The sequence below is a fragment of the Acidovorax cavernicola genome, assembly GCF_003581445.1.
In genome coordinates, this window is record NZ_QXMN01000009.1 from 24940 (window position 1) to 47581 (window position 22642).

Annotated in this window: 28 protein-coding genes; 13 read left to right on the top strand and 15 right to left on the bottom strand. The window is 67.9% G+C overall.

Going from position 1 to position 22642, the window contains the following annotated elements; genetic code table 11:
- Positions 1–12 precede the first annotated feature (12 nt).
- From D3H34_RS10050 to D3H34_RS10060, 3 genes are all read left to right on the top strand, one after another.
- On the top strand, positions 13–594 hold the full coding sequence (locus D3H34_RS10050; RefSeq protein WP_119553311.1) for a TetR/AcrR family transcriptional regulator: 582 nt from the start codon (positions 13–15) through the stop codon (positions 592–594).
- A 94-nt stretch (positions 595–688) separates the two neighbouring features.
- Positions 689–1822: a thiolase family protein gene (locus tag D3H34_RS10055; protein WP_119553312.1), complete on the top strand. Its 1134-nt coding sequence runs from the start codon at positions 689–691 to the stop codon at positions 1820–1822.
- A 39-nt stretch (positions 1823–1861) separates the two neighbouring features.
- Complete coding sequence (locus tag D3H34_RS10060; protein WP_119553313.1) at positions 1862–2314, top strand: MaoC family dehydratase; 453 nt, start codon at positions 1862–1864, stop codon at positions 2312–2314.
- A gap of 6 nt (positions 2315–2320) precedes the next feature.
- On the opposite strand, the gene D3H34_RS10065 is transcribed toward D3H34_RS10060, so the two are convergent.
- Complete coding sequence (locus tag D3H34_RS10065) at positions 2321–3001, bottom strand: pentapeptide repeat-containing protein (protein WP_119553314.1); 681 nt, start codon at positions 2999–3001, stop codon at positions 2321–2323.
- Complete coding sequence (locus D3H34_RS10070) at positions 2998–3810, bottom strand: ferritin-like domain-containing protein (protein ID WP_119553315.1); 813 nt, start codon at positions 3808–3810, stop codon at positions 2998–3000. The genes D3H34_RS10065 and D3H34_RS10070 overlap by 4 nt, the downstream gene beginning before the upstream one ends.
- 37 nt (positions 3811–3847) lie before the next feature.
- On the opposite strand from D3H34_RS10070, the gene D3H34_RS10075 reads away from it, so the two are divergent.
- Together D3H34_RS10075 and hslO are read left to right on the top strand one after the other, a co-directional pair.
- Positions 3848–4372 (top strand): gamma carbonic anhydrase family protein, encoded by a 525-nt coding sequence (locus tag D3H34_RS10075; RefSeq protein ID WP_062474644.1) that lies wholly within the window; start codon positions 3848–3850, stop codon positions 4370–4372.
- A gap of 41 nt (positions 4373–4413) precedes the next feature.
- Positions 4414–5412 carry an Hsp33 family molecular chaperone HslO gene (hslO, locus tag D3H34_RS10080; RefSeq protein ID WP_119553316.1) on the top strand — a complete coding sequence of 333 codons (999 nt, stop codon included), beginning with the start codon at positions 4414–4416 and terminating at the stop codon, positions 5410–5412.
- A gap of 18 nt (positions 5413–5430) precedes the next feature.
- On the opposite strand, the gene D3H34_RS10085 is transcribed toward hslO, so the two are convergent.
- Complete coding sequence (locus D3H34_RS10085; protein WP_119553317.1) at positions 5431–6294, bottom strand: NAD(P)-dependent oxidoreductase; 864 nt, start codon at positions 6292–6294, stop codon at positions 5431–5433.
- A gap of 31 nt (positions 6295–6325) precedes the next feature.
- A complete protein-coding gene (locus D3H34_RS10090; protein ID WP_119553318.1) occupies positions 6326–7114 on the bottom strand; it encodes an SDR family oxidoreductase in 789 nt (262 codons plus the stop codon).
- Between the two features lie 106 nt (positions 7115–7220).
- Here D3H34_RS10090 and D3H34_RS10095 point away from each other — a divergent pair, with 106 nt between their 5' ends.
- Complete coding sequence (locus D3H34_RS10095) at positions 7221–8093, top strand: AraC family transcriptional regulator (protein ID WP_119553319.1); 873 nt, start codon at positions 7221–7223, stop codon at positions 8091–8093.
- A 12-nt stretch (positions 8094–8105) separates the two neighbouring features.
- On the opposite strand, the gene D3H34_RS10100 is transcribed toward D3H34_RS10095, so the two are convergent.
- The 8 genes from D3H34_RS10100 to pyrG form a co-directional block, all read right to left on the bottom strand.
- A complete protein-coding gene (locus tag D3H34_RS10100; protein ID WP_119553320.1) occupies positions 8106–9089 on the bottom strand; it encodes a hypothetical protein in 984 nt (327 codons plus the stop codon).
- A gap of 53 nt (positions 9090–9142) precedes the next feature.
- Positions 9143–9820: an AAA family ATPase gene (locus tag D3H34_RS10105; RefSeq protein WP_119553321.1), complete on the bottom strand. Its 678-nt coding sequence runs from the start codon at positions 9818–9820 to the stop codon at positions 9143–9145.
- A complete protein-coding gene (gene pnuC, locus D3H34_RS10110; protein WP_119553322.1) occupies positions 9817–10449 on the bottom strand; it encodes a nicotinamide riboside transporter PnuC in 633 nt (210 codons plus the stop codon). Before pnuC ends, D3H34_RS10105 begins: the two co-directional genes overlap by 4 nt.
- A gap of 138 nt (positions 10450–10587) precedes the next feature.
- Complete coding sequence (gene ftsB, locus D3H34_RS10120; protein WP_119553323.1) at positions 10588–10866, bottom strand: cell division protein FtsB; 279 nt, start codon at positions 10864–10866, stop codon at positions 10588–10590.
- A gap of 15 nt (positions 10867–10881) precedes the next feature.
- Complete coding sequence (gene eno, locus D3H34_RS10125) at positions 10882–12165, bottom strand: phosphopyruvate hydratase (RefSeq protein ID WP_119553324.1); 1284 nt, start codon at positions 12163–12165, stop codon at positions 10882–10884.
- Positions 12166–12219: 54 nt separating this feature from the next.
- Positions 12220–12513, bottom strand: a complete 294-nt coding sequence (locus D3H34_RS10130) for a DUF1330 domain-containing protein (RefSeq protein WP_119553325.1) — start codon at positions 12511–12513, stop codon at positions 12220–12222.
- Positions 12510–13367, bottom strand: coding sequence for a 3-deoxy-8-phosphooctulonate synthase (gene kdsA, locus D3H34_RS10135; protein WP_119553326.1), 858 nt, complete (start codon positions 13365–13367; stop codon positions 12510–12512). Before kdsA ends, D3H34_RS10130 begins: the two co-directional genes overlap by 4 nt.
- Positions 13364–15046: a CTP synthase gene (gene pyrG, locus D3H34_RS10140; protein WP_119553327.1), complete on the bottom strand. Its 1683-nt coding sequence runs from the start codon at positions 15044–15046 to the stop codon at positions 13364–13366. Before pyrG ends, kdsA begins: the two co-directional genes overlap by 4 nt.
- 125 nt (positions 15047–15171) lie before the next feature.
- On the opposite strand from pyrG, the gene coaBC reads away from it, so the two are divergent.
- The 4 genes from coaBC to D3H34_RS10160 all read left to right on the top strand — a co-directional run bounded on the left by coaBC (position 15172) and on the right by D3H34_RS10160 (position 17999).
- The gene (coaBC, locus tag D3H34_RS10145) at positions 15172–16395 is read left to right on the top strand and encodes a bifunctional phosphopantothenoylcysteine decarboxylase/phosphopantothenate--cysteine ligase CoaBC (RefSeq protein WP_119553328.1); all 1224 of its coding nucleotides are present in this window, start codon (positions 15172–15174) and stop codon (positions 16393–16395) included.
- The gene (locus D3H34_RS10150) at positions 16395–16835 is read left to right on the top strand and encodes a hypothetical protein (RefSeq protein WP_119553420.1); all 441 of its coding nucleotides are present in this window, start codon (positions 16395–16397) and stop codon (positions 16833–16835) included. Before coaBC ends, D3H34_RS10150 begins: the two co-directional genes overlap by 1 nt.
- Positions 16836–16851: 16 nt before the next feature.
- Positions 16852–17298, top strand: a complete 447-nt coding sequence (dut, locus tag D3H34_RS10155; protein ID WP_119553329.1) for a dUTP diphosphatase — start codon at positions 16852–16854, stop codon at positions 17296–17298.
- A 200-nt stretch (positions 17299–17498) separates the two neighbouring features.
- Complete coding sequence (locus D3H34_RS10160; RefSeq protein ID WP_119553330.1) at positions 17499–17999, top strand: outer membrane lipoprotein; 501 nt, start codon at positions 17499–17501, stop codon at positions 17997–17999.
- A gap of 65 nt (positions 18000–18064) precedes the next feature.
- Here the strand turns inward: D3H34_RS10160 and D3H34_RS10165 are convergent, their stop codons facing one another.
- Complete coding sequence (locus tag D3H34_RS10165; RefSeq protein WP_119553331.1) at positions 18065–18589, bottom strand: FKBP-type peptidyl-prolyl cis-trans isomerase; 525 nt, start codon at positions 18587–18589, stop codon at positions 18065–18067.
- Positions 18590–18603: 14 nt separating this feature from the next.
- Between D3H34_RS10165 and D3H34_RS10170 the strand changes: the two genes are divergently transcribed.
- The 3 genes from D3H34_RS10170 to D3H34_RS10180 all read left to right on the top strand — a co-directional run bounded on the left by D3H34_RS10170 (position 18604) and on the right by D3H34_RS10180 (position 20594).
- Positions 18604–19746 (top strand): JmjC domain-containing protein, encoded by a 1143-nt coding sequence (locus D3H34_RS10170; RefSeq protein WP_119553332.1) that lies wholly within the window; start codon positions 18604–18606, stop codon positions 19744–19746.
- Complete coding sequence (locus D3H34_RS10175; protein WP_119553333.1) at positions 19736–20251, top strand: hypothetical protein; 516 nt, start codon at positions 19736–19738, stop codon at positions 20249–20251. The genes D3H34_RS10170 and D3H34_RS10175 overlap by 11 nt, the downstream gene beginning before the upstream one ends.
- Positions 20252–20345: 94 nt before the next feature.
- A complete protein-coding gene (locus D3H34_RS10180) occupies positions 20346–20594 on the top strand; it encodes a hypothetical protein (RefSeq protein WP_119553334.1) in 249 nt (82 codons plus the stop codon).
- An 84-nt stretch (positions 20595–20678) separates the two neighbouring features.
- On the opposite strand, the gene D3H34_RS10185 is transcribed toward D3H34_RS10180, so the two are convergent.
- Both D3H34_RS10185 and bamC read right to left on the bottom strand, forming a co-directional pair.
- Positions 20679–21458 (bottom strand): MBL fold metallo-hydrolase, encoded by a 780-nt coding sequence (locus D3H34_RS10185; protein ID WP_119553335.1) that lies wholly within the window; start codon positions 21456–21458, stop codon positions 20679–20681.
- Positions 21459–21463: 5 nt separating this feature from the next.
- On the bottom strand, positions 21464–22543 hold the full coding sequence (bamC, locus tag D3H34_RS10190; protein ID WP_119553336.1) for an NlpB/DapX family lipoprotein: 1080 nt from the start codon (positions 22541–22543) through the stop codon (positions 21464–21466).
- Positions 22544–22642: the final 99 nt, after the last annotated feature.

A 22642-nucleotide genomic window follows, 5' to 3' on the forward strand; every position in this document is an offset into this window, starting at 1 on the left:
TATAGTAGGTAGATGAGCGACGCTTCCACCCTGGCCCCCGGCGGCACCCGCGAGCAGATCCTCGCGGTGGCGCGCGGGCTCATCGAAACCCGTTCGTACCTGGGCTTCAGCTTCCAGGACGTGGCCAACGCGGTCGGCGTTCGCAAGGCGAGCCTGTACCACCACTTTCCCACCAAGGAAGCGCTCGGCATCGCGGTGATCCAGGGGGCCACGCAGGGCTTCAAGGACTGGGTGGCGGCGCGCGCGCGCGAGCCGAAGGACGCGCTCGAATCCTATTTCCGCATGTACCGCAACACGCTGAAGGCCGGTGCGGGCCTGTGCCCGGCGGGCGCGCTGGCGCCGGGCTGGGACTGCATCAACGAGGAACTGCGCCAGGCCGTGCAGACCCTGCGGAATACGCAGGTGATGTGGCTCACCGGCGTGCTCGGCGCGCTGGTGCCCGCGCAGGCGCAGAAAGACAACCCCGTGGCCTCGCTCGCGGCCTTCGTGTTCTCGTCCTGCCAGGGCGCGCTGGTCGCGTCGCGCATGACGGGCCGCGTCGAAGACTTCGACGACGCCATCGCGCAGCTGCGGCGCGCGTTACCAGTCGATTGACCGATCCGTTTCACCACGGGCACGCAGGGCGTGCCTTTTTTTGACCCCTGAGGCCTACCGATTGGAAGGTAGATTTTCTCCAAGGAGTGTTTCCATGAAAGCCGTGATTTCCGCCTACGCCCGTTCCCCGTTCCACTTCGCCAAGAAGGGCGCGCTGGCCGAGGTGCGCCCCGACACGCTCGCCGCCGGCGTGGTCAAGGGCCTGTTGCAGCGCACCGACCTCGACCCCGCGCTGCTCGAAGACATCATCCTGGGCTGCGCCTACCCCGAGGCCTCGCAGGGCAACAACCTTGCGCGCATCGTCGGGCTGCTGGCCGGGCTGCCGCACGAGGTGGGCGGCATGACGGTGAACCGCTTCTGCGGCTCGTCGATGCAGGCTGTGCACATCGCCGCCGCGCAGATCGAGGCAGGCATGGGCGAGGCCTTCCTGTGCGTGGGCGTGGAGTCGATGACGATGGTGCCGCAGGGCGGTTTCAACTTCTCGCCCAGCCCCGAGCTGCTGGCGAACACCGATGCCTATATCTCGATGGGCGAGACCGCCGAGAACGTGGCGCAGCGCTGGAACGTGAGCCGTGCCGACCAGGAAGCGCTGGCCGTCGAGTCGCACCGCAAGGCGGCCGAAGCACGCGCGCAGGGTCGGCTCGCGGACGAGATCGTGCCGGTGCGGTTGGCCTCTGGCGACCTGGTCGATGCCGACGGCTGCATCCGGCCCTCGACATCGGCCGAGGCGCTGGCGAACCTCAAGCCCGCGTTCCGCCCCGACGGCGTGGTCACGGCCGGCACCTCGTCGCCATTGACCGACGGTGCGGCGGTGGTGCTGGTCACCAGCGACGCGTTCGCCGCGAAGCACGGCCTGAAGCCGCTGGCGCGCATCCGCTCGTTCGCGACCGTGGGGGTCGACCCGGCCATCATGGGCATCGGCCCCATTCCCGCCACGCGCAAGGCGCTGGCACGTGCGGGCCTGAGCGTGGCCGACCTCGACGTGATCGAGATCAACGAGGCCTTCTCGTCGCAGGCGCTGGCCTGCATCCGCGACCTCGGACTCGATCCGGCGAAGGTCAACCTCGATGGTGGCGGCCTGGCCATCGGCCATCCGCTGGGCGCGACCGGCGCGCGCATCACGGGCAAGGCGGCGGCGCTGCTGGCGCGCGAAAACGGCCGCTATGCGCTCGCAACCCAGTGCATCGGTGGCGGGCAGGGCATTGCCACCATCCTGGAGCGCGTCTGATCGCCCGAGAATGGCAGGCAACACCACAAGGAGACTCTCATGGCCAAGCTGTATCTCGAAGACCTGAAGGTCGGCGACCGGTTCCAGAGCGGCGAACACCTGCTCGACGCGGCGCAGATCAAGGCCTTCGCCCTGCAGTTCGATCCGCAGCCTTTCCACACCGACGAAGAGGCGGCGAAAGCGACCTTCTTCGGCGGCCTTGCGGCCAGCGGCTGGCACACGGCCGCGCTCACGATGAAGCTGCTGGTGGACAGCGGCATCCCGCTGGCCGACGGCATCATCGGCTCGGGCGGCGAGCTGCAGTGGCCCAAGCCGACGCGGCCCGGCGACGTGCTGCATGTGGTGAGCGAGGTCGTCGACATCACGCCTTCGCGCTCCAAGCCCGGCCGCGCGATGGTCACGATGCGCTGCCAGACGCGCAACCAGCGCGGCGAGGTGCTTCAGTACTTCACGCCGAAGCTGGTGGTGCACAGCCGCACCGCGACGTCCTGACCCTGCTCAGACCACGCGCAGGCCGAGTTCCTCGACCAGCGACGCGGCCTGCCGGTGCGAGATGGTCGCGCCCTTGAACGGCGCGGCGTTGGCCAGCCGCAGGCCGCCCAGGTCGACCTCGCGCAAATCGGCACCTTCGAAGCGCGCGAGCTTCAGGTGCGCGTTGCGCAGGCTGCCGCCCTCGAACACTGTCTCGCGGAAATCGCAGCCCGACAGGTCGGCTTCGGAGAAGTCGAGCTGTTCGAGCGTCTGCTTGCGAAACGACAGACCGCGCAGGTGCGCGTCGACCAGCAGCGAATCCTTGAACACCACGCCCAGCGCCGATACCTCGCCGAAGTGCGCGCCCGTGAGCTTCACGCCGGTGAAGAGCGCCGAAGCCAGCTTGGCGCGTGCCCATTGCGTGTTGTTCAGGTCGCAGTCCTGGAAGCGCGCGTTCGTGAGGTCGGCCAGGCCGAAGTCGGCCTGGCGCGCGCGGCAACCGGTCCAGCGCGTGTCCGCCAGTTGCGCACGGTCGAAGGAGGTCTCGGCGAAGCTACACAGCGTGAACTGCGCGCCGCGCAGGTCGAGGCGCGACAGGTCGGCTTCGTCGAAATGGCAGCGCTCGAAGTGGGGCGGTGTGTCGTGGCCCTGGAGGTGGGCTTGCAGCTCGGCGCGTGACCAGGTCTGGTCGGCAATCACATCAGTCATTCAGGGCGGGAGTCGGTCAGCGCGCGCAGCTCTTCGGAGCTGAACCCCGCCCGGCTGCGCGCTTCGAGATTGAAAGGCGGCTTGTGGCGCGGCGCGTCGTAGCGCGCCACCAGGGCCGGGTAATTGGCTTCGGCGTCGATCCCGGCGCGCTCGCACAGCCAGCGGTACCAGTGGTTGCCGATGGCCACGTGACCCACTTCGTCGCGCAGGATGATGTCGAGGATCTCCACCGCGCGCAGCGCATCGGGCGTGTTCACGCGCTTCAGCTTGGACTGGATCAGCGGCGTGGCGTCGAGCCCGCGCGCCTCCAGCGTGCGCGGCACCAGCGCCATGCGGGCGAGCACGTCGTCCTTGGTCTTCTCGCACATGTTCCACAGGCCGTCGTGGCCCGGAAAGTCGCCGTAGCGCCAGCCCATGTCCTGCAGGTGCGTGTGCAGCAGCGTGAAGTGCAGGGCCTCCTCGTCGGCCACGCGCAGCCAGTCGCGGTAGTAGGCCTCGGGCATGCCGTCGTAGCGCCACACGGCGTCGAGTGCGAGGTTGATCGCGTTGAACTCGATGTGGCAGATCGAATGGATCAGCGCGGCGCGGCCTTCGGGCGTGAAGGGCGAGCGCTTCTGCACGGCGGTGGCGGCCACGCGCAGCGGGCGTTCGGGGCGGCCCGGCACGCCGTCGTCGTCGCCGGGCGTGCGCAGGGGCTCGAGTGCTATGGAAACGGTAGCTGCCTGTGCAGCTGTGGCGCGTGTTGCCGCTACCTTGGCGTCGGGATCTGTGAGGCGCAGCGCGGCCAGCGCGCTCAATCGGGGGTGCATCCCTACAATTCTAGTTTTGCCCCCGGAGACAACCACGATGGCGATTTACGAATTGGATGGCGTGGCCCCGCGCCTTGGCGAAGGCGCATGGGTCGCAGACAGCGCCCAGGTCATGGGCAACGTCGAACTGGCCGAGAACGCGAGCGTCTGGTTCGGCGCCGTGCTGCGCGGCGACACCGAGGTGTTGACCATCGGCCGCAACAGCAACATCCAGGACCTCTCGGTGCTGCACGCCGACATCGGCTGCCCGCTGACCATCGGCGACAACGTGACGGTGGGGCATCAGGTGATGTTGCACGGCTGCACCATCGGCGACAACTCGCTGATCGGCATCCAGGCCGTGGTCTTGAATAACGCGAAGATCGGCCGCAATTCGATCGTTGGTGCCGGCAGCGTCGTGACCGAGGGCAAGGAGTTTCCCGACAACTCCCTCATCATCGGCTCGCCCGCCAAGGTGGTGCGCACGCTCGACGATGCGGCCGCCGCCAAGCTGCGGCAAAGCGCCGAGCACTACGTCGAAAACGCCCATCGCTTCGCGAAGGGCCTGAAAAAGATCGCCTGACCGCTTCGGTCGCAGGCACCCAGAGATAGAAAGAAAACGTTTTGAGCGAGCTGCACAAATTCCTGTTCGATGGCCTGCCGGTGCGCGGCATGATCGTGCGCCTGACGGATGCGTGGCAGGAGATCCTTGCGCGGCGCGCCTCCAACACCGCCACCGGCCCATACCCGCCGCCGGTGGCCGAACTGCTCGGCGAGATGACGGCCGCGGCCACGCTGATGCAGGCCAACATCAAGTTCAACGGTGCGCTGATCCTGCAGATCTTTGGCGACGGCCCCGTGAAGGTGGCCGTGGCCGAGGCCAAGCCCGACCTGAGCCTGCGCGCCACCGCGAAGGTGATCGGCGACCTGCCGGCCGACGCGCACCTGCCCGACATGGTCAACGTGAACAACAAGGGCCGCTGCGCCATCACGCTCGACCCCAAGGACAAGCTGCCCGGCACCACGCCGTACCAGGGCGTCGTGCCGCTGTTCGGTGATGACGGCCAGAAGCTGGGCAAGCTCAGCGACGTGCTGCAGCACTACATGCTGCAAAGCGAACAGCTCGACACCACGCTGGTGCTCGCGGCCGACGACAAGGTGGCCGCCGGCCTGCTGATCCAGCGCCTGCCCATCAAGGGCGAGGGCAACCTCGAAGGCACCTCGCAGCAGGCGCACGACGAGGCCCACCAGGACCAGATCGGCCGCAACGAGGAATACAACCGCATCTCGATCCTCGCGTCGAGCCTCACGCGCGACGAGTTGCTCACGCTCGACGTCGAGACCATCCTGCGCCGCCTGTTCTGGGAAGAGAAGGTGCTGCGCTTCGAACCGCAGGCCGGCCTGCTGGGCCCGCACTTCGCGTGCACCTGCGGCCGCGAGCGCGTGGCGCAGATGATCCGCGGCTTGGGCGTGGAAGAGGCCGAGGGCATCCTGGCCGAGCGCGGCGACATCGAGGTCGGCTGCGACTTCTGCGGCAAGCAGTACCGCTTCGATGCGGTCGACACCGCGCAGCTGTTCAAGCCGCTGGGCGACCAGCTGCCGGGCAGCCCGGTCGTCCAGTAAGCGGCATCGCGCAGCCGGTCAGGCCGGCTGTCGCAGCACCTTGACCATCGCGGCCAGGCGCTCGTTGCCCAGGCCCGCGCGCAGCGCGCGTTCGAACTGCCCCATCAGGAAATCCGGAAAGCTCGCATCGAGCTGCGCTTCGCGCGCCTGCTTCACGAACAGCCGGCCCGAACCCGCGCAGGTGGCCATCGAGCTCTCGGGCTCGCCGTATCGGCCCGCGTGAATGGCTTCGCCCTCGTCCTGGAGCATTTCGCCGAGCACCGGCGAGATCGCGCCGATCATCTGCGAGAACCCGTCCACTGGCAGTCCTTCGGCTTCGCAGATGCGCACGCCGTGGAAGAAGCCGCTCATCGCGCCGAACATGCACGAGAGCGTGGCCAGGTCCCAGGCGGCCGCATTGCCGATCGGCTCGCCCATGTGCTGGATGTTCCCTGCGATGGCATCGAGCAGCGGCCGGCAGGCAGCGAGGGCGCGGGCTTCGCCGGAGATGAAGAGCGGTGTGTCGGGCCGGCCGATCTGGCCGGGCGTGGCGAGCAGGGCGCCGTCGAGGTAGGCCACGCCGCTGAGCGCGGCCCAGTCGTCGCGCGCATCCTGCGGCGTGCCGGTGCTCAGCTGCACCAGCACCTTGCCGCGCAGCGCGTCCATCACGCCGGGCGCGGCGAGGATGGCGCGCGACGCCGTGTAGTCGGCCACGCAGACCAGCACCACGGGGCTGGCCTGCACGGCGGCCAGGGCCGTCGGCGCGAGCACCGTGCCGGGATTCAGGAGGGGCTCGGCGCGCTCGGCGGTGCGGTTCCACACCGTCAGCGTGAATTTCGATTGAAGGGCACGCGCGAGGGCCAGGCCCATGGGGCCGAGGCCGATGAGGGAAACGTCGGTCATGTGGTGTTCCTTGGTGCGGAATGAATGGGTGTCAGGCGGCGGCCGGCGTCAGGCCCTGGCCCAGCCCGCCGTCGACGGTGAGCCGTGCACCTGTCGTGAAGGTCGCCTCGAAGGCAAAGAAGAGCACCGCGCGCGCCACTTCGGCGGACGTGCCGTGGCGCCGCATCGGCGTGATCTGGTCGCCCAGCCGCATGAACTCCGCGCGCTCTTCGGCGCTCGCGTCGGTCACGCCGAGCGTGGGCGTGTCGATGAAGCCGGGGCTCACCACGTTCACGCGGATGCCGCGCGTCACCAGCTCCGCCGCGAAGCCCGAAGCCATCGAGCGCAAGGCGGCCTTGGTGGCGCTGTAGACGCTCATGCCGTGCATGCCGCCTTCGTCCGCGATGGACGAGGTGAAGACGATGGCACTGCCCGCGGGCATCAGCGGCGCCAGGCGCTGCACGGTGAAGAACGGCCCCTTGGTGTTGACCGCGAAGGCGCGGTCGTAGCCGGCCTCGGTCACCTGCTCGAAGGGTTCCAGCGACGAGATGCCCGCGTTGATGTGCAGCAGGTCGATGCGGCCGAGGCGCTCGCGCACCGTGGCGGCGAGCGCGTCGATGTCGGCCAGCGAGGCCGTGTCGGAGGCCAGCACCTGGGCCCGTGCTCCGAACGGTTCGAGCACGCGGCGCGCGGCCTCCAGGTTCTGCGGGTTGCGTCCGGTGACGAGCACGTCGGCGCCGCCGTCGAGCAGCGCCTGTGCGGTGGCCAGGCCCATGCCGAGGGTGCCGCCGGTGATGACGGCTTTCTTGCCTGCGTAAGGTGTGTGGGGTGTGGTGTTCATGGCCGTCGATGATCCGGATCGCACGGCCTGCGGTCGCGCACGTTCAGCTGTGGGGGAGCACAAACGGTCGACGGCATGCAGGGCGCTCGCGGCCCATAATGTTTCGATGAGCGATACCCATCTGGACACCGATGTGCGCGGGCCCGGCCTGGCGTCCGACGTGGCGCTGTCGGCTGACAGCTTCGTCGCACCGCGGGCCACCGACAGCCTGCGCGTCGACATGCGCCAGACCCCCGGCGGCGTGGTCGGCTACGAGGCCTTGCCCGACCACCGTCTCAAGCTGCACGCGGGCGCGCCGGTGGCGGGCGCGTGCCAGTTCCATCGCTTTCTCTACACGCGCGGCGACCTCGACATCCTGCCGGCCGGCAGCGCCGACATCTGGCACGAGGAGTCGCCGAGCACCTCGGTCGTGGTGCGCATGGCGCCCGCGCTGCTGATGCGCACGGCCGACGAGATGGGCCTGCCGGCCGAGCGCGCGGTGCTGGGCGAACGCCACCAGTTCCGCGATCCGCAGATCGAGCACATCGCATGGGCGCTCGACGCCGAGCGGCGTGCGGGCTTTCCCAATGGCCGGCTCTACACCGACAGCCTCGGCACCGCGCTCGCGGTGCAGCTGATCGCCGCCGGTCCGCAGGTGGCTCCGTCACCTGCGCAGGGGCTGACGCGGCTGCAGCTGAAACGTGTCACCGAGTTCATCGAAGCCCATCTGGACGGTGACCTGTCGCTGGCCGCGCTGGCCGAGGTCGCGGGCCTGAGCGCTTCGCACCTGAAGACGCAGTTCAAGCGCTCAACCGGTCAGGCGGTGCATGCCTACGTGGTGCATCGCCGCGTCGACCGCGCGCGCAGCCTGTTGCTGAACAGCGAACTACCCGCGAGCCTCGTGGCGCTCGAGAGCGGCTTCTCGCACCAGAGCCACATGGCGCGCTGCATGCGCCGCGTGCTGGGCCTCACGCCCGGCGAGGTGCGGCGCGCGGCCTGAGGCGAGCCGGGTTCAGCGGGCTTCGTCGTCGAAGCCGCTGAATTCGATGTCGGGCGCGCTCGTGTTGTGCTTCGAGGGCAGGCTGCGGCCGAAGCGCACCTGCGTGGCGTTCAGCGTCTTCACCTCGGGCAGCGGCAGCACCTGCTCGGCCGCCTGCGGCGAGGCCAGCCAGCGCACTTCGCTCATGTCGGCGTTGTTGGGCGTCACGTACATCGAGCGCAGCACCGCGAAGGGTTGCTTCGCGCTCTGCGTGGGCTTCGAGAGCGTCACGTCGAGGGCGGTGCGCGTGCGGCTGATCTCGGCCACGCGCGCCACGGCGCTGCTGCCGTTGGTGAAGCGCAGGTGGATGGCGAGCGGCTTCGGCACGACGCGGATCGCCGCGATGTTCACCACCGGCCGTCCGGCCTGCACGACCGGGCCGAGCAGGAACGACGAGCCATACACGCCATCGCCGAAGCGCGCCTCGGGCAGCGGCTTGAGGCGCCAGTAGCCGTCGGACGGGTACAGCACGATGGCCTCGAGCGCCTTGCCCTTTTCCTTCTTGAACACCTGAAGCAGGTGAAAGCCGCGGTCGTGGCGCATGCCGACCTGCACCGGCACGCGCGCCGGCCGCCAGAAGGTCGGCAGCGTCATGCCGACGATGCGCCACTGCGCGTTGTCGAGCAGCACGACGGTGCGCTTCCTGAAACGGTGCGCCGGATCGGTGGGGTGTGCGCCGCCATCGAAGTTGCAGCCCGAGAAATCGGGTGCGGTGACGTCGTTGCCGATGCTGCCGAGGTAGCTTGGCTGCAGCGCCTCGATGCGCATGCGGCGGATGCCGTCGCCGCGCAGCACCATCGACACGTTGTCTTCCTCGGCGCAGGCCGTGGGGGTGGTGGCGTTCTCGACGGTGGCGGCGACAGGGGCTGCGGAAGCGGCTCCGGCGGTCAGCAGCAAAGAGAGGAAAGCGGCGGCGGGAGCGCGGGCGGCAAGGCGCGCGGCAGTCGAAACGGGCATCGGGTCTCCGGTGAAGAGGAGAGGGCGCGCGAGCACGCAAGAACCGGAAGGGCTCAGGTCGGGTCGCGGCGCGCCATCAGGTCGCTGAAGAGCTTATGTTCGCATTCCGGGTCGGAACACTTCTCGCAAGGCCATGTCCACGTGGCGGGCTTCGTGTCGCGGCGAGTGCGCGTGCGGGTACGGCCTTCGTTGCCGGCGATGGTGTTGATCGCGTTCCATGCATTCGCCAGCCGTTCGCCGCCGCTGCCGTGCACCACGGCGTAGGAGAGTCCGGCACGCGTGAGCGCGGCACGCACCAGCGTGTCGGTCGGCTGACGCGCGTGCGGGCCGTCGCGCATGTCGTCGGCCACCCAGGGCAGGTCGAGCGCGGTGAGCAGCGTGATGGCGTAGCGTCGCTGCGCGGCGAGCGCGCTGTCGTAGAGCGAGGTGTCGGCGAAGAGCTGCTCGCTGTAGACCGCCGTCATGAGCGCCGTCGTGTCGGCCACTACAACGCCTGTGGCTGCTGCCAGGTCGATGCGGCGCATCTGTTCGTCGGCGATGGCCTGCTGCTCGTCGGGACGCGGCGTGCGGCCCTCGCGTTCGCACCATTCGCGCAGGTACTCGCCCACCAGCGTGACAGGCGTGCCGCGGTCCTGCAGGCGCTGCGCGATGGCGCGCGAGAGCTCGGTCTTGCCGGTGCTCTCGGCACCCACGAGCGCGATGACGCAACCGGTCGGCAGGCTCGGCGTCATGCGGGCACCGCCTTCGTTCCGGCCTGAGGCAGGCGTCGGCGCCATGCGAGGAAGCCGGCCACGCTGAGCACGGCGAACACCGTGTACAGCCCCGTCGTGAGCCACAGGCCCTTGTGGATGAACAGGCCCACGCTGACCACGTTCACGGCCAGCCACACGAGCCAGTTCTCGATGAACTTGCGACCGAGAAGGAACTGCCCGACCAGGCTCAGGCCGGTGACAAAGCCGTCCCACCAGGGCACGTCGGTGTTGGTGAAGCGGCCCAGGAAGAGGGCGACCATGGGCCACGCGATGGCGCAGGCCACGAGTGCGTACACGGTGCCGCGCGGCGACAGCCGGCTCACCCGCAGGGCGCTGCCGTCGGCGCGATGGCCCCGCAGCCATTGCGCCCAGCCCCACAGGGCGACGAATGCGAAAAAGACTTGAAGGGCGGCATCGCCGTAGATGCGTGCCTTGGCGAACACCACCACGTAGAGCAGTGAACTGACGATGGCCAGCGGCCAGCCCCAGTGGATCTCGCGCATGTTGCAGCCGACCATCGCGAGCGCGAGCACGGCAGCGACGAGTTCGAGCCAGGTGACGGGAGCGCCCCACCACACGAAGGCGGAGGCCGACAGGAGCTCGAGGATCAGATTCGCCCCCGAAGGGCACCGTCGTCGTGGCCTGTTCGCGAGACACCGCGGAACCGGCTTCGCCGGGCCGCAGGTGTCGCCCCCTGAAAGGGGGTTGGCGAAGCGACACGAAGTGCGCGAAGACTGGGGGTCATCCTAGTGAGCGATCTGCACGAAGACTTCGTTCGGCTTGACCATGCCGAGTTCCGCGCGGGCGCGCTCCTCGACCATCTCGAGACCGTCCTTGAGGTCATTGACCTCGGACGCGAGCCGCTCGTTGTTGAGGGCGGCCTTGGCATTGGCGTCCTTCTGGTCGGCCAGCCGGGTTTTCAGCTGGGCGACCTCGCGCACGCTGCCGCGCCCGTTCCACAGCTGCCACTGCAGGATGGCCAGCAGGAGCACCAGGATGAGAGGAGGGACGAAGCGCGCGCGCATGCGGGCTGCAGTGCGCTACTTGAGGTTGTAGAACGCGCCGCGGCCCGGGTAGACGGCGATGTCGCCGAGGTCTTCTTCGATGCGCAGCAGCTGGTTGTACTTGGCGATGCGGTCCGAGCGCGACAGCGAGCCGGTCTTGATCTGGCCGGCGTTGGTGCCCACGGCGATGTCGGCGATGGTGCTGTCCTCGGTTTCGCCCGAACGGTGCGAAATGACGGCCGTGTAGCCCGCGCGCTTGGCCATCTCGATGGCGGCGAAGGTTTCGGTGAGCGTGCCGATCTGGTTGATCTTGATCAGGATCGAGTTGGCGATGCCCTTGTCGATGCCCTCTTGCAGGATCTTGGTGTTGGTGACGAACAGGTCGTCACCCACCAGCTGCACGCGCTTGCCCAGGCGTTCGGTCAGGTGCTTCCAGCCGTCCCAGTCGCCTTCATGCATGCCGTCTTCGATGCTGATGATCGGGTACTTGTCGACCCAGGTGGCGAGCATGTCGGTCCAGCTCTCGGCCGACAGCGACAGGTTCTCGCCCGACAGCACGTACTTGCCGTCCTTGTAGAACTCGCTGGCCGCGCAGTCCAGGCCCAGGGCGATCTGCTCGCCGGGGGTGTAGCCGGCCTTGTCGATGGCTTCCAGGATCAGCTGGATGGCTGCTTCGTGGCTCTCGACGCTGGGGGCGAAGCCGCCTTCGTCGCCCACGGCCGTGCTGATGCCGCGGTCGCCCAGGATCTTCTTCAGGGCGTGGAACACTTCGGCGCCGTAGCGCACCGACTCGCGGAAGCTCTTGGCGCCCACGGGGATGATCATGAACTCCTGCAGGTCCAGGCTGTTGTTGGCGTGCGCGCCGCCGTTGATGACGTTCATCATCGGCACCGGCAGCTGCATGCCGCCCATGCCGCCGAAATAGCGGTACAGCGGCAGGCCCGACTCCTCGGCCGCGGCGCGGGCCACGGCCATCGAGACGGCCAGGGTGGCGTTGGCGCCCAGGCGGCCCTTGTTGTCGGTGCCGTCCAGGTCGATCATCGTGCGATCGAGGAAGGCCTGTTCGCTGGCATCGAGGCCGAGCACGGCTTCCGAGATCTCGGTGTTGATGTTCTCGACGGCCTTCAGCACGCCCTTGCCGAGGTAGCGGGCCTTGTCGCCGTCGCGCAGCTCGATGGCCTCGCGCGAACCGGTCGAGGCGCCCGAGGGCACGGCCGCACGGCCCATGGTGCCGCTTTCCAGCAGCACGTCGCATTCGACGGTGGGGTTACCGCGGCTGTCGAGAATTTCCCGGCCGACGATGTCAACGATTGCACTCATGCTTGATTTGCTCCAGTTTCCAAAACTTGTTGTGTGTGGCCGCCGTCGCGGCGCTCAGACACCTTCGACGACGATCATGCGCATGATCGCCGCTCCGGCCCTCGCTGCGCGTGCTTTGCCATATTCCGGCGAGGCATAGAACTTATGCGCGGCTTCGACGTTGGGGAACTTCAGCACCACCAGGCGCTGCGGGTTCCAGTCGTCGCCTTCCAGCACCTCCACCTTGCCGCCGCGTACGCACACTTCGGCGCCGTGCGCCTTCATGGCTTCGGTGGACCACTTCTTGTAGTCCTCGTACTGCGCGGGGTTGGTGACCTCGACGTTGGCGATGATGTAGGCGCTGGTCATTGCTGGAAGATGTCCTCGAGAAATGCGTTCTTCTTGGTGACCCGGTCGAGCGTGACGAGCGTCTCGAGCAGGGCCTTCATGTGCTTGAGCGGCACGGCGTTGGGGCCGTCGCTCAATGCCTTGCTGGGGTCGGGGTGCGTCTCCATGAAGAGACCGGCCACGCCCACGGCCACGGCCGCGCGCGAGAGCACCGGCACCATCTCGCGCTGGCCGCCCGAGCTGGTGCCCTGTCCGCCGGGCAGCTGCACCGAGTGCGTGGCGTCGAACACCACGGGTGCCTTCGTCTCGCGCATGATCGCGAGCGAGCGCATGTCCGATACGAGGTTGTTGTAGCCGAAGCTGGCGCCGCGTTCGCAGGCCATGAAGCTGTCTTCATCGAGGCCGGCTTCCTTCGCGGCAGCACGAGCCTTGTCGATGACGTTCTTCATGTCGTGCGGTGCGAGGAACTGGCCCTTCTTGATGTTCACCGGTTTGCCCGACTGCGCCGCGGCGTGGATGAAGTCGGTCTGGCGGCACAGGAAGGCGGGCGTCTGCAGCACGTCGACCACCTTGGCGGCCTCGGTGATGTCCTCGTGGGTGTGCACGTCGGTCAGCACCGGCAGGCCGAGTTCGCGCTTCACCTTGGCCAGGATCTCGAGGCCCTTGTCGCGACCCGGGCCGCGAAAGCTCGTGCCCGACGAGCGGTTGGCCTTGTCGAAGCTGCTCTTGAAGATGAACGGGATGCCCAGCGACGCCGTGATTTCCTTCAGCGTGCCGGCCGTGTCCATCTGCAACTGTTCGGATTCGACCACGCAGGGGCCAGCGATCAGGAAGAAGGGCTGGTCCAGCCCGATGTCGAATCCGCAAAGTTTCATGCAACGGCCTTGAGTGCCTTGTTCGTGCTGCCTGCGCTCTTGTCCTTGTGGTCGAGCGCCGCCTTGATGAAGGCGTTGAACAACGGATGGCCGCCCCACGGCGTTGACTTGAACTCGGGGTGGAACTGCACGCCCATGAACCACGGATGCACGTTCTGCGGCAGCTCGACGATCTCGGTCAGGTGCTCGCGCTGGGTGAGCGCGGAGATCACGAGGCCGGCGTTGCGCAGCTCGTCGAGGTAGTTGACGTTGGCTTCGTAGCGGTGGCGATGGCGCTCGGTGACGACGTCGCCGTAGATGCTGTGCGCCAGCGTGCCGGGCGAGACGTCGGAGCTTTGCGCGCCCAGGCGCATGGTGCCGCCGAGGTCGGACTTCTCGTCGCGCGTCTTCACGGTGCCGTCGCGGTCCTTCCACTCGGTGATCAGCGCGATCACGGGCGTGGGCGTTTCGGGGTCGAACTCGGTGCTGTTGGCGTTCTTCAGGCCGGCGACGTGGCGGGCGTATTCGATGGTCGCGACCTGCATGCCCAGGCAGATGCCCAGGTACGGCACCTTCGATTCGCGGGCGAAGCGCGCGGCCGAAATTTTGCCCTCGACACCGCGCTGGCCGAAGCCGCCGGGCACCAGGATGGCGTCGTACTTGGCCAGGCGCGACACGTCTTGCGCCGAGATGGTCTCGGAGTCGATGTAGTCGATCTTCACGCGCGCATGGTTCTTCATGCCGGCGTGGCGCAGCGCCTCGTTGAGCGACTTGTAGCTGTCCGACAGGTCGACGTACTTGCCGACCATGGCAATCGACACTTCCTGTTGCGGATGCTCGACCTCGTACACCAGCTCGTCCCAGCGCGTGAGCTTGGCCGGCGGCGTGTTGATGCGCAGCTTGTCGCAGATCAGGCCATCGAGGCCTTGCTCGTGCAGCATGCGGGGCACCTTGTAGATGGTGTCGACGTCCCACATGGAGATGACGCCCCATTCGGGCACGTTCGAGAACAGCGAGATCTTGGCGCGCTCGTCGTCGGGAATCGGGCGGTCGGCGCGGCACAGCAGGGCGTCGGCCTGGATGCCGATTTCGCGCAGCTTCTGCGCGGTGTGCTGCGTGGGCTTGGTCTTGAGTTCGCCGGCCGCGGCGATCCAGGGCACGTAGCTCAGGTGCACGAAAGCCGAGTTGTTCGGGCCCATGCGCAGGCTCATCTGGCGCACGGCTTCCAGGAAGGGCAGCGATTCGATGTCACCCACGGTGCCGCCGATTTCGACGATGGCCACGTCCACCTCGTGCGCCGTGCCGATGCCGGCGCCGCGCTTGATGTATTCCTGGATCTCGTTCGTGATGTGCGGGATGACCTGCACGGTCTTGCCGAGGTAGTCGCCGCGGCGTTCCTTCTCGAGCACGGTCTTGTAGATCTGACCGGTCGTGAAGTTGTTGGCCTTGCGCATCCGCGTGTTGATGAAGCGCTCGTAGTGGCCGAGATCGAGGTCGGTTTCTGCGCCGTCATCGGTGACGAACACCTCGCCATGCTGGAACGGCGACATCGTGCCGGGATCGACGTTGATGTACGGATCGAGCTTGATGAGGGTGACTTGGAGGCCGCGCGATTCGAGGATCGCGGCGAGCGAGGCGGAGGCGATTCCCTTGCCAAGGGAAGATACGACACCACCGGTGACGAAGACAAATTTGGTCATGCCAGTTCCGGACGCGTGAATCCGGGCAGTGGGAAATTGCGATTATAGGTGTCCCCTTTGTGCCTCCACGGCCCAAGGCCATCCCGCGGCTGATCTTGTCGGTATGTGAGCAACAATATGTCCTTATGCAAGATCTCGCTGGCAAACACATCGTCCTCGGCCTCACAGGCGGCATTGCCTGCTACAAGTCGGCGGAGCTGTGCCGGCTGCTCGTGAAGGCGGGCGCCACGGTGCAGGTCGTGATGACCGAAGCGGCCGAGCAATTCATGACACCGGTCACGATGCAGGCGCTCTCGGGACGCACCGTCTACACCTCGCAGTGGGACGCCCGCGAGCCCAACAACATGCCGCACATCAACCTGAGCCGCGAGGCCGACGCGATCGTGCTGGCGCCCTGCAGCGCCGATTTCATCGCGCGGCTCGTGCAGGGGCGCTCCGACGAGCTGCTGAGCCTGTTGTGCCTGGCGCGCCCGACCGACCGTGTGCCGCTGCTGATCGCCCCGGCCATGAACCGCGAGATGTGGGCCCATCCGGCCACCCAGCGCAACCTGATGCAGGTGGCTGCCGACGGCGCGACCGTGCTCGGCGTGGGCAGCGGCTGGCAGGCCTGCGGCGAAACTGGCGACGGGCGCATGCTCGAGCCGGCCCAATTGCTCGAGGACATCACGGCTTTCTTCCAGCCCAAGCTGCTGGCAGGGCAGAAGGTGCTGGTCACGGCCGGCCCGACCTTCGAGGCGCTGGACCCGATCCGCGGCATCACCAACCATTCGTCCGGCAAGATGGGTTTCGCCATTGCCCGCGCGGCGCGCGAGGCCGGCGCCGAGGTCACGCTGGTGGCCGGCCCGGTGCACCTGCCGACGCCGCGTGGCGTGAGCCGCATCGACGTGCTGTCGGCGCAGGAGATGCTCGAAGCTACCACCCGTGCCGCGCAGAGTGCTAGCATTTTCGTAGCAACAGCCGCCGTGGCCGACTGGCGCCCGGCCACGCACAGTGACCAGAAGATCAAGAAGGACGGCAGCGGCCAGACCCCGGTGCTGCACTTCGTCGAGAACCCCGACATCCTGCTCACCGTGGCCAAGAGCGAGCGCGCTCAGGCCAAACAGCTCTTCTGCGTGGGCTTTGCCGCCGAGAGCGAGAACCTGGCCGAGCACGCCAAGGCCAAGCGCGAGCGCAAGGGCATTCCGCTGCTGGTGGGCAACATCGGCCCGCTGACCTTCGGGCAGGACGACAACGCGCTGCTGCTGGTGGACGCGAAGGGTGTGCGCGAGCTGCCCCGCGCACCCAAGCTCCGGCTGGCGCGTGAGCTGATGACGGAGATTGCCGCGCGACTTCCCGATTGGAGGGCCTGATGAACACCGAATCGAACACACCGCCCAACGGCGACTTCGCCCGCTACGTGGAGCAGCTTTCGGCGCGGGCGGGTCAGTCCGCTCGGACGCCCGGCAAGGAGTCCGAGCACGGGCTCGATGTCGGCATGACGCCTTCGCCGGGCGCGCAAGGAACGGTTGCCGCGCGGCGTGATTCTTCGAGCGACGAAGCCGCGAAGGCAGACGCGATCAAGGCCATCGCCCCCGCCACGCTCAAGGTGCTGGCCGGCATGGCGGCGCTGGTGTTCCTGGTGCTGTGGTCGATCGGCGTCCCGCTCTCCGTGCTGGTTCTGGGCGCCGCTGCGGCGGCCTGGTCCGGCAAGCGTTTTCTCAAGGGGCTCAGTCTGAAGCCCGGGGTCGCCAAGTGGCAGCAGGTGCTCGAAGAGGCCGCCCGCAAGCAAAAAGAACAGCAACAGAAGTGAACAAGGCAGAAAGTCAGTGAAAGTCGACGTCCGAATCCTCGATCCGCGCATGGTGGATCAATTGCCCGCGTATGCCACCCCCGGAAGCGCCGGCCTCGACCTGCGGGCCTGCCTCGATGCCCCGATCACGCTCGAGCCCAATGCCTGGCAACTGGTGGGCACCGGCATCGCGATCCATCTGGCCGATCCGGCCTATGCGGCGCTGATCCTTCCGCGCTCGGGCCTGGGCCACAAGCACGGCATCGTGCTGGGCAACCTCGTCGGCCTGATCGACAGCGACTACCAGGGCGAGCTGAAGGTCAGCGCCTGGAATCGCAGCAACACGCCCTTCGTGCTGCAGCCGATGGAACGGCTTGCACAGCTGGTCATTGTGCCGGTCGTGCAGGCGCAGTTTCAGGTGGTCACCGAATTTGCAGCCTCGCAACGCGGCGAGGGCGGTTACGGCTCGACCGGCAAGCACTGATTGCACTGAGGCTCGCCTGCCCATCAGAGCTGAAGGGCACCTGAGTATCCGAGGCGTAAAGAGCGGAACTGCCCGCGCGCGGTCTGCCTCGAAGGTTTCAGCGTGTGTCTTTCGTCATCGCGGCTTCGGCTGAGGCGTTAGGCACAGGCAGGCATGCGATCCGTTCGGGCGCGTGCTGCTTTCTTCGAGGAGCCTCTTTCATGAAAATCTCAACGCGCTTCATTTCCGTCACGGCGTCCGTGCTCGCACTGGCCACGCTCACGGCCTGTGTGGCGCCGGCACCGGTCTACCAGACCTCGCGCTACCCCTATCAGGCCCCGCCGCGGGCCATTGCGTACCAGGAGGCTGCTTACGTCGAGTACGGCCACGTGGCCAACATCGAAGTGCTGCGCAGCGAGACTGCAGGCATCGGCACCACGGGTGGCGGTGCCGTCGCGGGCGGTCTCATCGGCGGCGTGGTGGGCAACCAGTTCGGGCGCGGCCAGGGCCGTGCCGCGGCGACCGCACTCGGCATCGTGGGCGGCGCCCTGCTGGGCAACACCATCGAAGCCCAGCAGAACGGGCCGCGTGCCTATGAAAGCTACCGGGTCTCGGTGCAGACCGACCACGGCGGCTACCGTGCCTTCGACGTACAGAACCCGGGCGACCTGCGCATCGGCGATCGCGTGCGCATCGACAACGGGCACATCTCGCGCATGTAGGCGATCGGCCGCGCAAGAAAAAAGCCGGGCAATGCCCGGCTTTTGCTTTGTGGGGTGGCGTGGCCTCAGTGCAGCATCTGGTTGCCCGGTGCCATCGGCGGCACCTTGAAGAAGGCGGTACCGGCCGAGCCGCGGCCGACTTCTTCCTCGGTCGCTTCGCGCACCGAGCGCACCGTGATGTCGAGGCGGATCGCGATGCCCGCCAGCGGGTGGTTGCCGTCGAGCACGAGGTGGTCGGGGTAGATCTCGGCCACCGTGTAGAGCGCGTCCTTGGGCATGGCCTCGCTCACGCCCTTGGGCAGGGCGGAGCCGTCGAAGGTCATGCCTTCCTCGGTGCCCTCGGGGAAGAGCGCGCGCGGCTCCAGGAAGAGCAGCTGGTCGTTGAAGTCGCCGAAGCCCTGCTCGGGCTCGATCTGCAGCTGGACGCGCGCGCCGGGCTCATGGCCCTGCAGGGCGGCCTCGATCACGTCGAAGAGGTCGTCGCCGCCCACCATGAATTCCACCGGCTCGTCGAGCACGTCCAGCACATCGCCGAGCGTGTCTTTCATGGTCCAGGTCAGGCCGACCACGCATTGTTCAGAGATTTCCATTGCAGAATTCTCCCATGGAGATCAATCAACCGCTGCCCTTGCTTGGCGGCCTGAGCGCCGCGCAGTTCATGCGCCGGCACTGGCAAAAGAAACCCCTGCTGATCCGGCAGGCCGTCCCCGGCATGGTGCCACCGATCGACCGCTCCTCGCTGTTCGCGTTGGCGGAGCGCGAAGGCGTCGAGTCCCGCCTGATCCGGCATGGCGCATCCGGCTGGTCGCTCAAGCACGGTCCGCTGCCTCGGCGCGCGTTGCCGCCGCTGAAGCAGCCAGGCTGGACGATGCTCGTGCAGGGCGTCGACCTGCACCATGACGGCGTGCACGACCTGCTGCGGCAGTTCCGCTTCCTGCCCGATGCGCGCCTGGACGACCTGATGATCAGCTACGCAAGCGACACCGGCGGCGTCGGCCCGCATTTCGACAGCTACGACGTGTTCCTGCTGCAGGCGCACGGCCGGCGGCGCTGGTCCATCGGCAAGCAGTCCGACCTGCGGCTGCAGCCCGATGTGCCGCTCAAGGTGCTCGAGAACTTCGAGCCCGAACAGACCTTCGTGCTCGAGCCCGGCGACATGCTGTACCTGCCGCCGAAGTACGCCCACGACGGCGTGGCGGTGGGCGACGACTGCATGACGTACTCCATCGGGCTGCGTTCGTCCGCCGTGGGCGAGCTGGGTGCCGATCTGCTGGCGCGCGTCGCGCAGGCCTATGCCGAAGACCTGGAGGACGCAGGCCCGGCCGAACTGGCGCGCTACCGTGATCCGTCGCAACCGGCGGTCGAAGCTCCGGCCGCGATGCCGGCTGCGCTGCAGGAGTTCGCACGCAAGGCCGTCGAGGCTGCGCTGCGCGACCCCGATGCCATCGACCGCGCACTGGGCGAATCGCTCACCGAACCGAAGGCCAATGTCTGGTTCGGCGAAGGCGCCGAGGCGCCCGAGGTGCTGCGCGAGGTCACGCTCGACCGCCGCACACGCATGCTCTACGACGCGCGGCACATCTACATCAACGGCGAGAGCTTTCGCGCCGGCGGTGCCGACGCCACGCTGATGCGCAGGCTGGCCGACCGGCGCGCGCTCGGCGCACGTGAACTGGCTCGCGCCAGCGAGGGGGCGCTGGCGCTGCTGGGCGACTGGTGCGAGGCGGGCTGGCTGCATGCCGAATGACGGCGGGGCGGCCCCGGCGCCTTTGACCGAAGGCCGTTTCGACGGCCGGGAGGCTTTCGCCGACCTCGTGCGCGAAGCCTTGGCTGCGGCAGCGAGCCAGGGCTGGAACGAGATCGTCTTCAGCGACCCCGACTTCGTCGACTGGCCCCTGGGCGAGCGCGCGAGCATCGAGGCGCTGCAGGCCTGGTCAGGCCGTGGCCGCCGCTTGCTGCTGTTGGCAGGGCGCTTCGACCTGGTGGAGCGCGGCCACGCGCGCTTCGTGACGTGGCGCCGCACCTGGGACCACATCGTCGAATGCCGTGCCACAGGCGGCCGCGCGGGCGCGACCGAGGAGGTGCCCAGCGCCCTCTGGACGCCCACCTGGTGCCTGCGCCGCATCGACCCCGAGCGCAGCCGCGGCGTCTGCAGTAGCGAGGCGCGCGCGCGGCGCGACCTGCGCGAGAGCGTCGACGAGCGCTGGCGCCAGGGCCGGCCGGCCTTTGCGGCCTCCACGCTCGGCTTGTAAGCCAATGCCGCAAATACACCCCTGCGACATATCCGGGCGAGGTTGGCGGTCTAGAATTTTTTGATTCCAGACCTTCATTGCCAAAGGAGTCCTCATGAAGAAGTCGTCGTCCGTCCTGATTGCCTCGCTGATCGCCGCCGCCGCCCTGGTGGCCTGCGGAACGAAAGAGGACGCCGCGCCTGCGGTCGTGACCCCGCCGCCTGCTCCCGTGACCGAACCCGCACCCGCCGCACCGCCGGCCGCCGCGCCCGCTTCGGCACCGTCGGCAGCCGCTTCGTCGGCCCTGGACGCCGCCAACGCCGCGACCGAGGCCGCCAAGAAGGGCGAGGCACCGAAGCAGTAATTTCGCTGCCAGGTCCACACCATGCAAAAAGCCGCCCGAGGGCGGCTTTTTCATTGGGGGAGGGCGAAGGCGCTCAGACGGGGCTCAGACGTCCAGCCAGGGCGAGCCTTCGGCGGCGGTCGCCGTGAGCATTTCGGCCTCGTCGCCGCCCAGTGCGTCGGCCATGAGGCGCCGCACGATCTCGGGCCGGTTGTTCTGTTCGCTCAGGTGCGCCGCGACCACGTGGCGCAGTCCGTCGTGCAGCACGGCACGCGCGATGTCGGCCGCGGCGGTGTTCGACAGGTGGCCGTAGTTGCCGCCCACGCGATGCTTCAGGAACGCGGGGTAGGCCGAGCCGGCCAGCAGGTCGCTGTCGTGGTTGAACTCGAGCAGCAGCGCATGCGCGCCGCGCAGCCGGGCCAGCACATGGCTGGTGGCGTGGCCCAGGTCGGTCAGCACGCCCAGCGTGCGGTTGCCATCGGTGCAGCGCAGCTGCAGCGGCTCGCGGGCGTCGTGAGGCACGGTGAAGGGCTGCAGGCAGAGGTCACCGACCGTGAACTCGGCATCGTCGCGCGCCAGGTGCAGGCGGCCTTCGTAGTCGCGGCCGCCGGTTGCGAGCCAGGTACCTTCGCTCATCCAGACCGGGATGCGGTCGCGCAGCGACAGGGCATGGGCGCAACCGATGTGGTCGCCATGCTCGTGGGTGATGAAGACGGCGTCGAGGTCCGATGCGGCAAGGCCCGCCTGGGCCAGCCGCCGGTCGAGCTGTCGGATGCCGAAGCCGCAGTCGACCAGGAGGCGGGTGGTGCGGCCGGCGCTGGTCGTCGCTTCGACCAGCGCGGCGTTGCCCGTGCTGCCGCTGCCGAGGCTTCGGAAGCGGAGCATGGGACTTACCTCAGGTCGTCGGCGATGACCTTGACGATGCGTTGCGCGTTGGCCGAGGTTTCGGGCGCGCCGGCTTCGTTCAGGACCGAGACCGTGGTGGCTTCGCCCTGGCTCTTGACCGAGATGCGGAACTTGATCGGCGCTTCGTCCTTCTTCGAGCTGCTGAACAGCTTGCCGAAGAAGCCTTCGTCCTTCTTGTCGGGGTTCGGCGTCACGTAGCGCACGTAGTAGATGCCGGCGCTGCGGTCGCGGTCTTCGACGGTGAAGCCGGTGCGGTCCAGGGCCAGTCCGACACGGCGCCATGCGCGGTCGAAGCCTTCGCTGATCTGCACGACCGGCTGGTTGCCGACGGTGGCCACGGTGGCGGTCTTGGGCGTCGCGGTGGTGGCGGCGAGGATCTTCGACTGCTCTTGCGACACGCCGAGCTTGACCATCAGGCGGCGCAGGAATTCGGTTTCGAGCTCAGGATCGCTCGGGCGGGGCTGCCACACGGTCTGGTCCTGGCGGGAGTTGTTGTAGACCTCCTGCATGCCGCGGTGGCTGATGAAGATCTCGGTGCCGTTGGTGCTGCGCTCCAGGCGGGTGCGGAAGCGGTCGAGTTCGCCGGTCGAGTAGACCGAGTCGACCAGCTTGCCCAGCGTGCCGCGGATGATGTCCTGTGGCAGCTTGGCGCGGTTCTCGGCCCAGTCGGTTTCCATGATGCCCAGGTTGCGCTGGTCGGTGGTCAGCAGGAAGCCGCTTTCCTGCCAGAAGTCCTTCACAGGCTCCCAGAGCTGGTCGGGCGTGCGGTTGACGACGATCCAGCGCTGCGTGCCCGAGCGCTCCATGCGCACGTCGCCGATGTTGGCCACGGCCGTGGGAATGCCCGGTGCGTTCGCGATGCCGGCCTGGTAGGCGTTGGCGGTGACGGCGCCGCCTGGCACCGCGTAGCGGTTGTCGCGCGAAAGCTGGGAGAGATCCGGTGGGACTTCGAGCGTCGGGGCCTTGCCTGCACTCTTGTAGTCGATCTTGTCGCTCTCGAGAACGGAGCAGGCGGCGAGGCTGGCAACGAGGGCCAGCAGTGCAAGTCGCGAAATGTTCTTCAACGTCGTCTTCCTTGGTGGAATGGTTCGGTCAATCGATGGGCCCCAGCGCCCCGCCTTCTCTGAGCGCTGTTCCGGCAAAAGGTTGCTTGACCTTGATTG

Bases quoted from the DNA above. Each gene is read 5' to 3' on its own strand.
- D3H34_RS10050 (WP_119553311.1), top strand. From the start codon at position 13: ATGAGCGACGCTTCCACCCTGGCCCCCGGCGGCACCCGCGAGCAGATC.
- D3H34_RS10055 (WP_119553312.1), top strand. From the start codon at position 689: ATGAAAGCCGTGATTTCCGCCTACGCCCGTTCCCCGTTCCACTTCGCC.
- D3H34_RS10060 (WP_119553313.1), top strand. From the start codon at position 1,862: ATGGCCAAGCTGTATCTCGAAGACCTGAAGGTCGGCGACCGGTTCCAG.
- D3H34_RS10065 (WP_119553314.1), bottom strand. From the start codon at position 3,001: ATGACTGATGTGATTGCCGACCAGACCTGGTCACGCGCCGAGCTGCAA.
- D3H34_RS10070 (WP_119553315.1), bottom strand. From the start codon at position 3,810: ATGCACCCCCGATTGAGCGCGCTGGCCGCGCTGCGCCTCACAGATCCC.
- D3H34_RS10075 (WP_062474644.1), top strand. From the start codon at position 3,848: ATGGCGATTTACGAATTGGATGGCGTGGCCCCGCGCCTTGGCGAAGGC.
- D3H34_RS10085 (WP_119553317.1), bottom strand. From the start codon at position 6,294: ATGACCGACGTTTCCCTCATCGGCCTCGGCCCCATGGGCCTGGCCCTC.
- D3H34_RS10090 (WP_119553318.1), bottom strand. From the start codon at position 7,114: ATGAACACCACACCCCACACACCTTACGCAGGCAAGAAAGCCGTCATC.
- D3H34_RS10095 (WP_119553319.1), top strand. From the start codon at position 7,221: ATGAGCGATACCCATCTGGACACCGATGTGCGCGGGCCCGGCCTGGCG.
- D3H34_RS10100 (WP_119553320.1), bottom strand. From the start codon at position 9,089: ATGCCCGTTTCGACTGCCGCGCGCCTTGCCGCCCGCGCTCCCGCCGCC.
- D3H34_RS10105 (WP_119553321.1), bottom strand. From the start codon at position 9,820: ATGACGCCGAGCCTGCCGACCGGTTGCGTCATCGCGCTCGTGGGTGCC.
- ftsB (WP_119553323.1), bottom strand. From the start codon at position 10,866: ATGCGCGCGCGCTTCGTCCCTCCTCTCATCCTGGTGCTCCTGCTGGCC.
- eno (WP_119553324.1), bottom strand. From the start codon at position 12,165: ATGAGTGCAATCGTTGACATCGTCGGCCGGGAAATTCTCGACAGCCGC.
- D3H34_RS10130 (WP_119553325.1), bottom strand. From the start codon at position 12,513: ATGACCAGCGCCTACATCATCGCCAACGTCGAGGTCACCAACCCCGCG.
- kdsA (WP_119553326.1), bottom strand. From the start codon at position 13,367: ATGAAACTTTGCGGATTCGACATCGGGCTGGACCAGCCCTTCTTCCTG.
- pyrG (WP_119553327.1), bottom strand. From the start codon at position 15,046: ATGACCAAATTTGTCTTCGTCACCGGTGGTGTCGTATCTTCCCTTGGC.
- coaBC (WP_119553328.1), top strand. From the start codon at position 15,172: ATGCAAGATCTCGCTGGCAAACACATCGTCCTCGGCCTCACAGGCGGC.
- D3H34_RS10150 (WP_119553420.1), top strand. From the start codon at position 16,395: ATGAACACCGAATCGAACACACCGCCCAACGGCGACTTCGCCCGCTAC.
- D3H34_RS10160 (WP_119553330.1), top strand. From the start codon at position 17,499: ATGAAAATCTCAACGCGCTTCATTTCCGTCACGGCGTCCGTGCTCGCA.
- D3H34_RS10165 (WP_119553331.1), bottom strand. From the start codon at position 18,589: ATGGAAATCTCTGAACAATGCGTGGTCGGCCTGACCTGGACCATGAAA.
- D3H34_RS10170 (WP_119553332.1), top strand. From the start codon at position 18,604: ATGGAGATCAATCAACCGCTGCCCTTGCTTGGCGGCCTGAGCGCCGCG.
- D3H34_RS10175 (WP_119553333.1), top strand. From the start codon at position 19,736: ATGCCGAATGACGGCGGGGCGGCCCCGGCGCCTTTGACCGAAGGCCGT.
- D3H34_RS10180 (WP_119553334.1), top strand. From the start codon at position 20,346: ATGAAGAAGTCGTCGTCCGTCCTGATTGCCTCGCTGATCGCCGCCGCC.
- D3H34_RS10185 (WP_119553335.1), bottom strand. From the start codon at position 21,458: ATGCTCCGCTTCCGAAGCCTCGGCAGCGGCAGCACGGGCAACGCCGCG.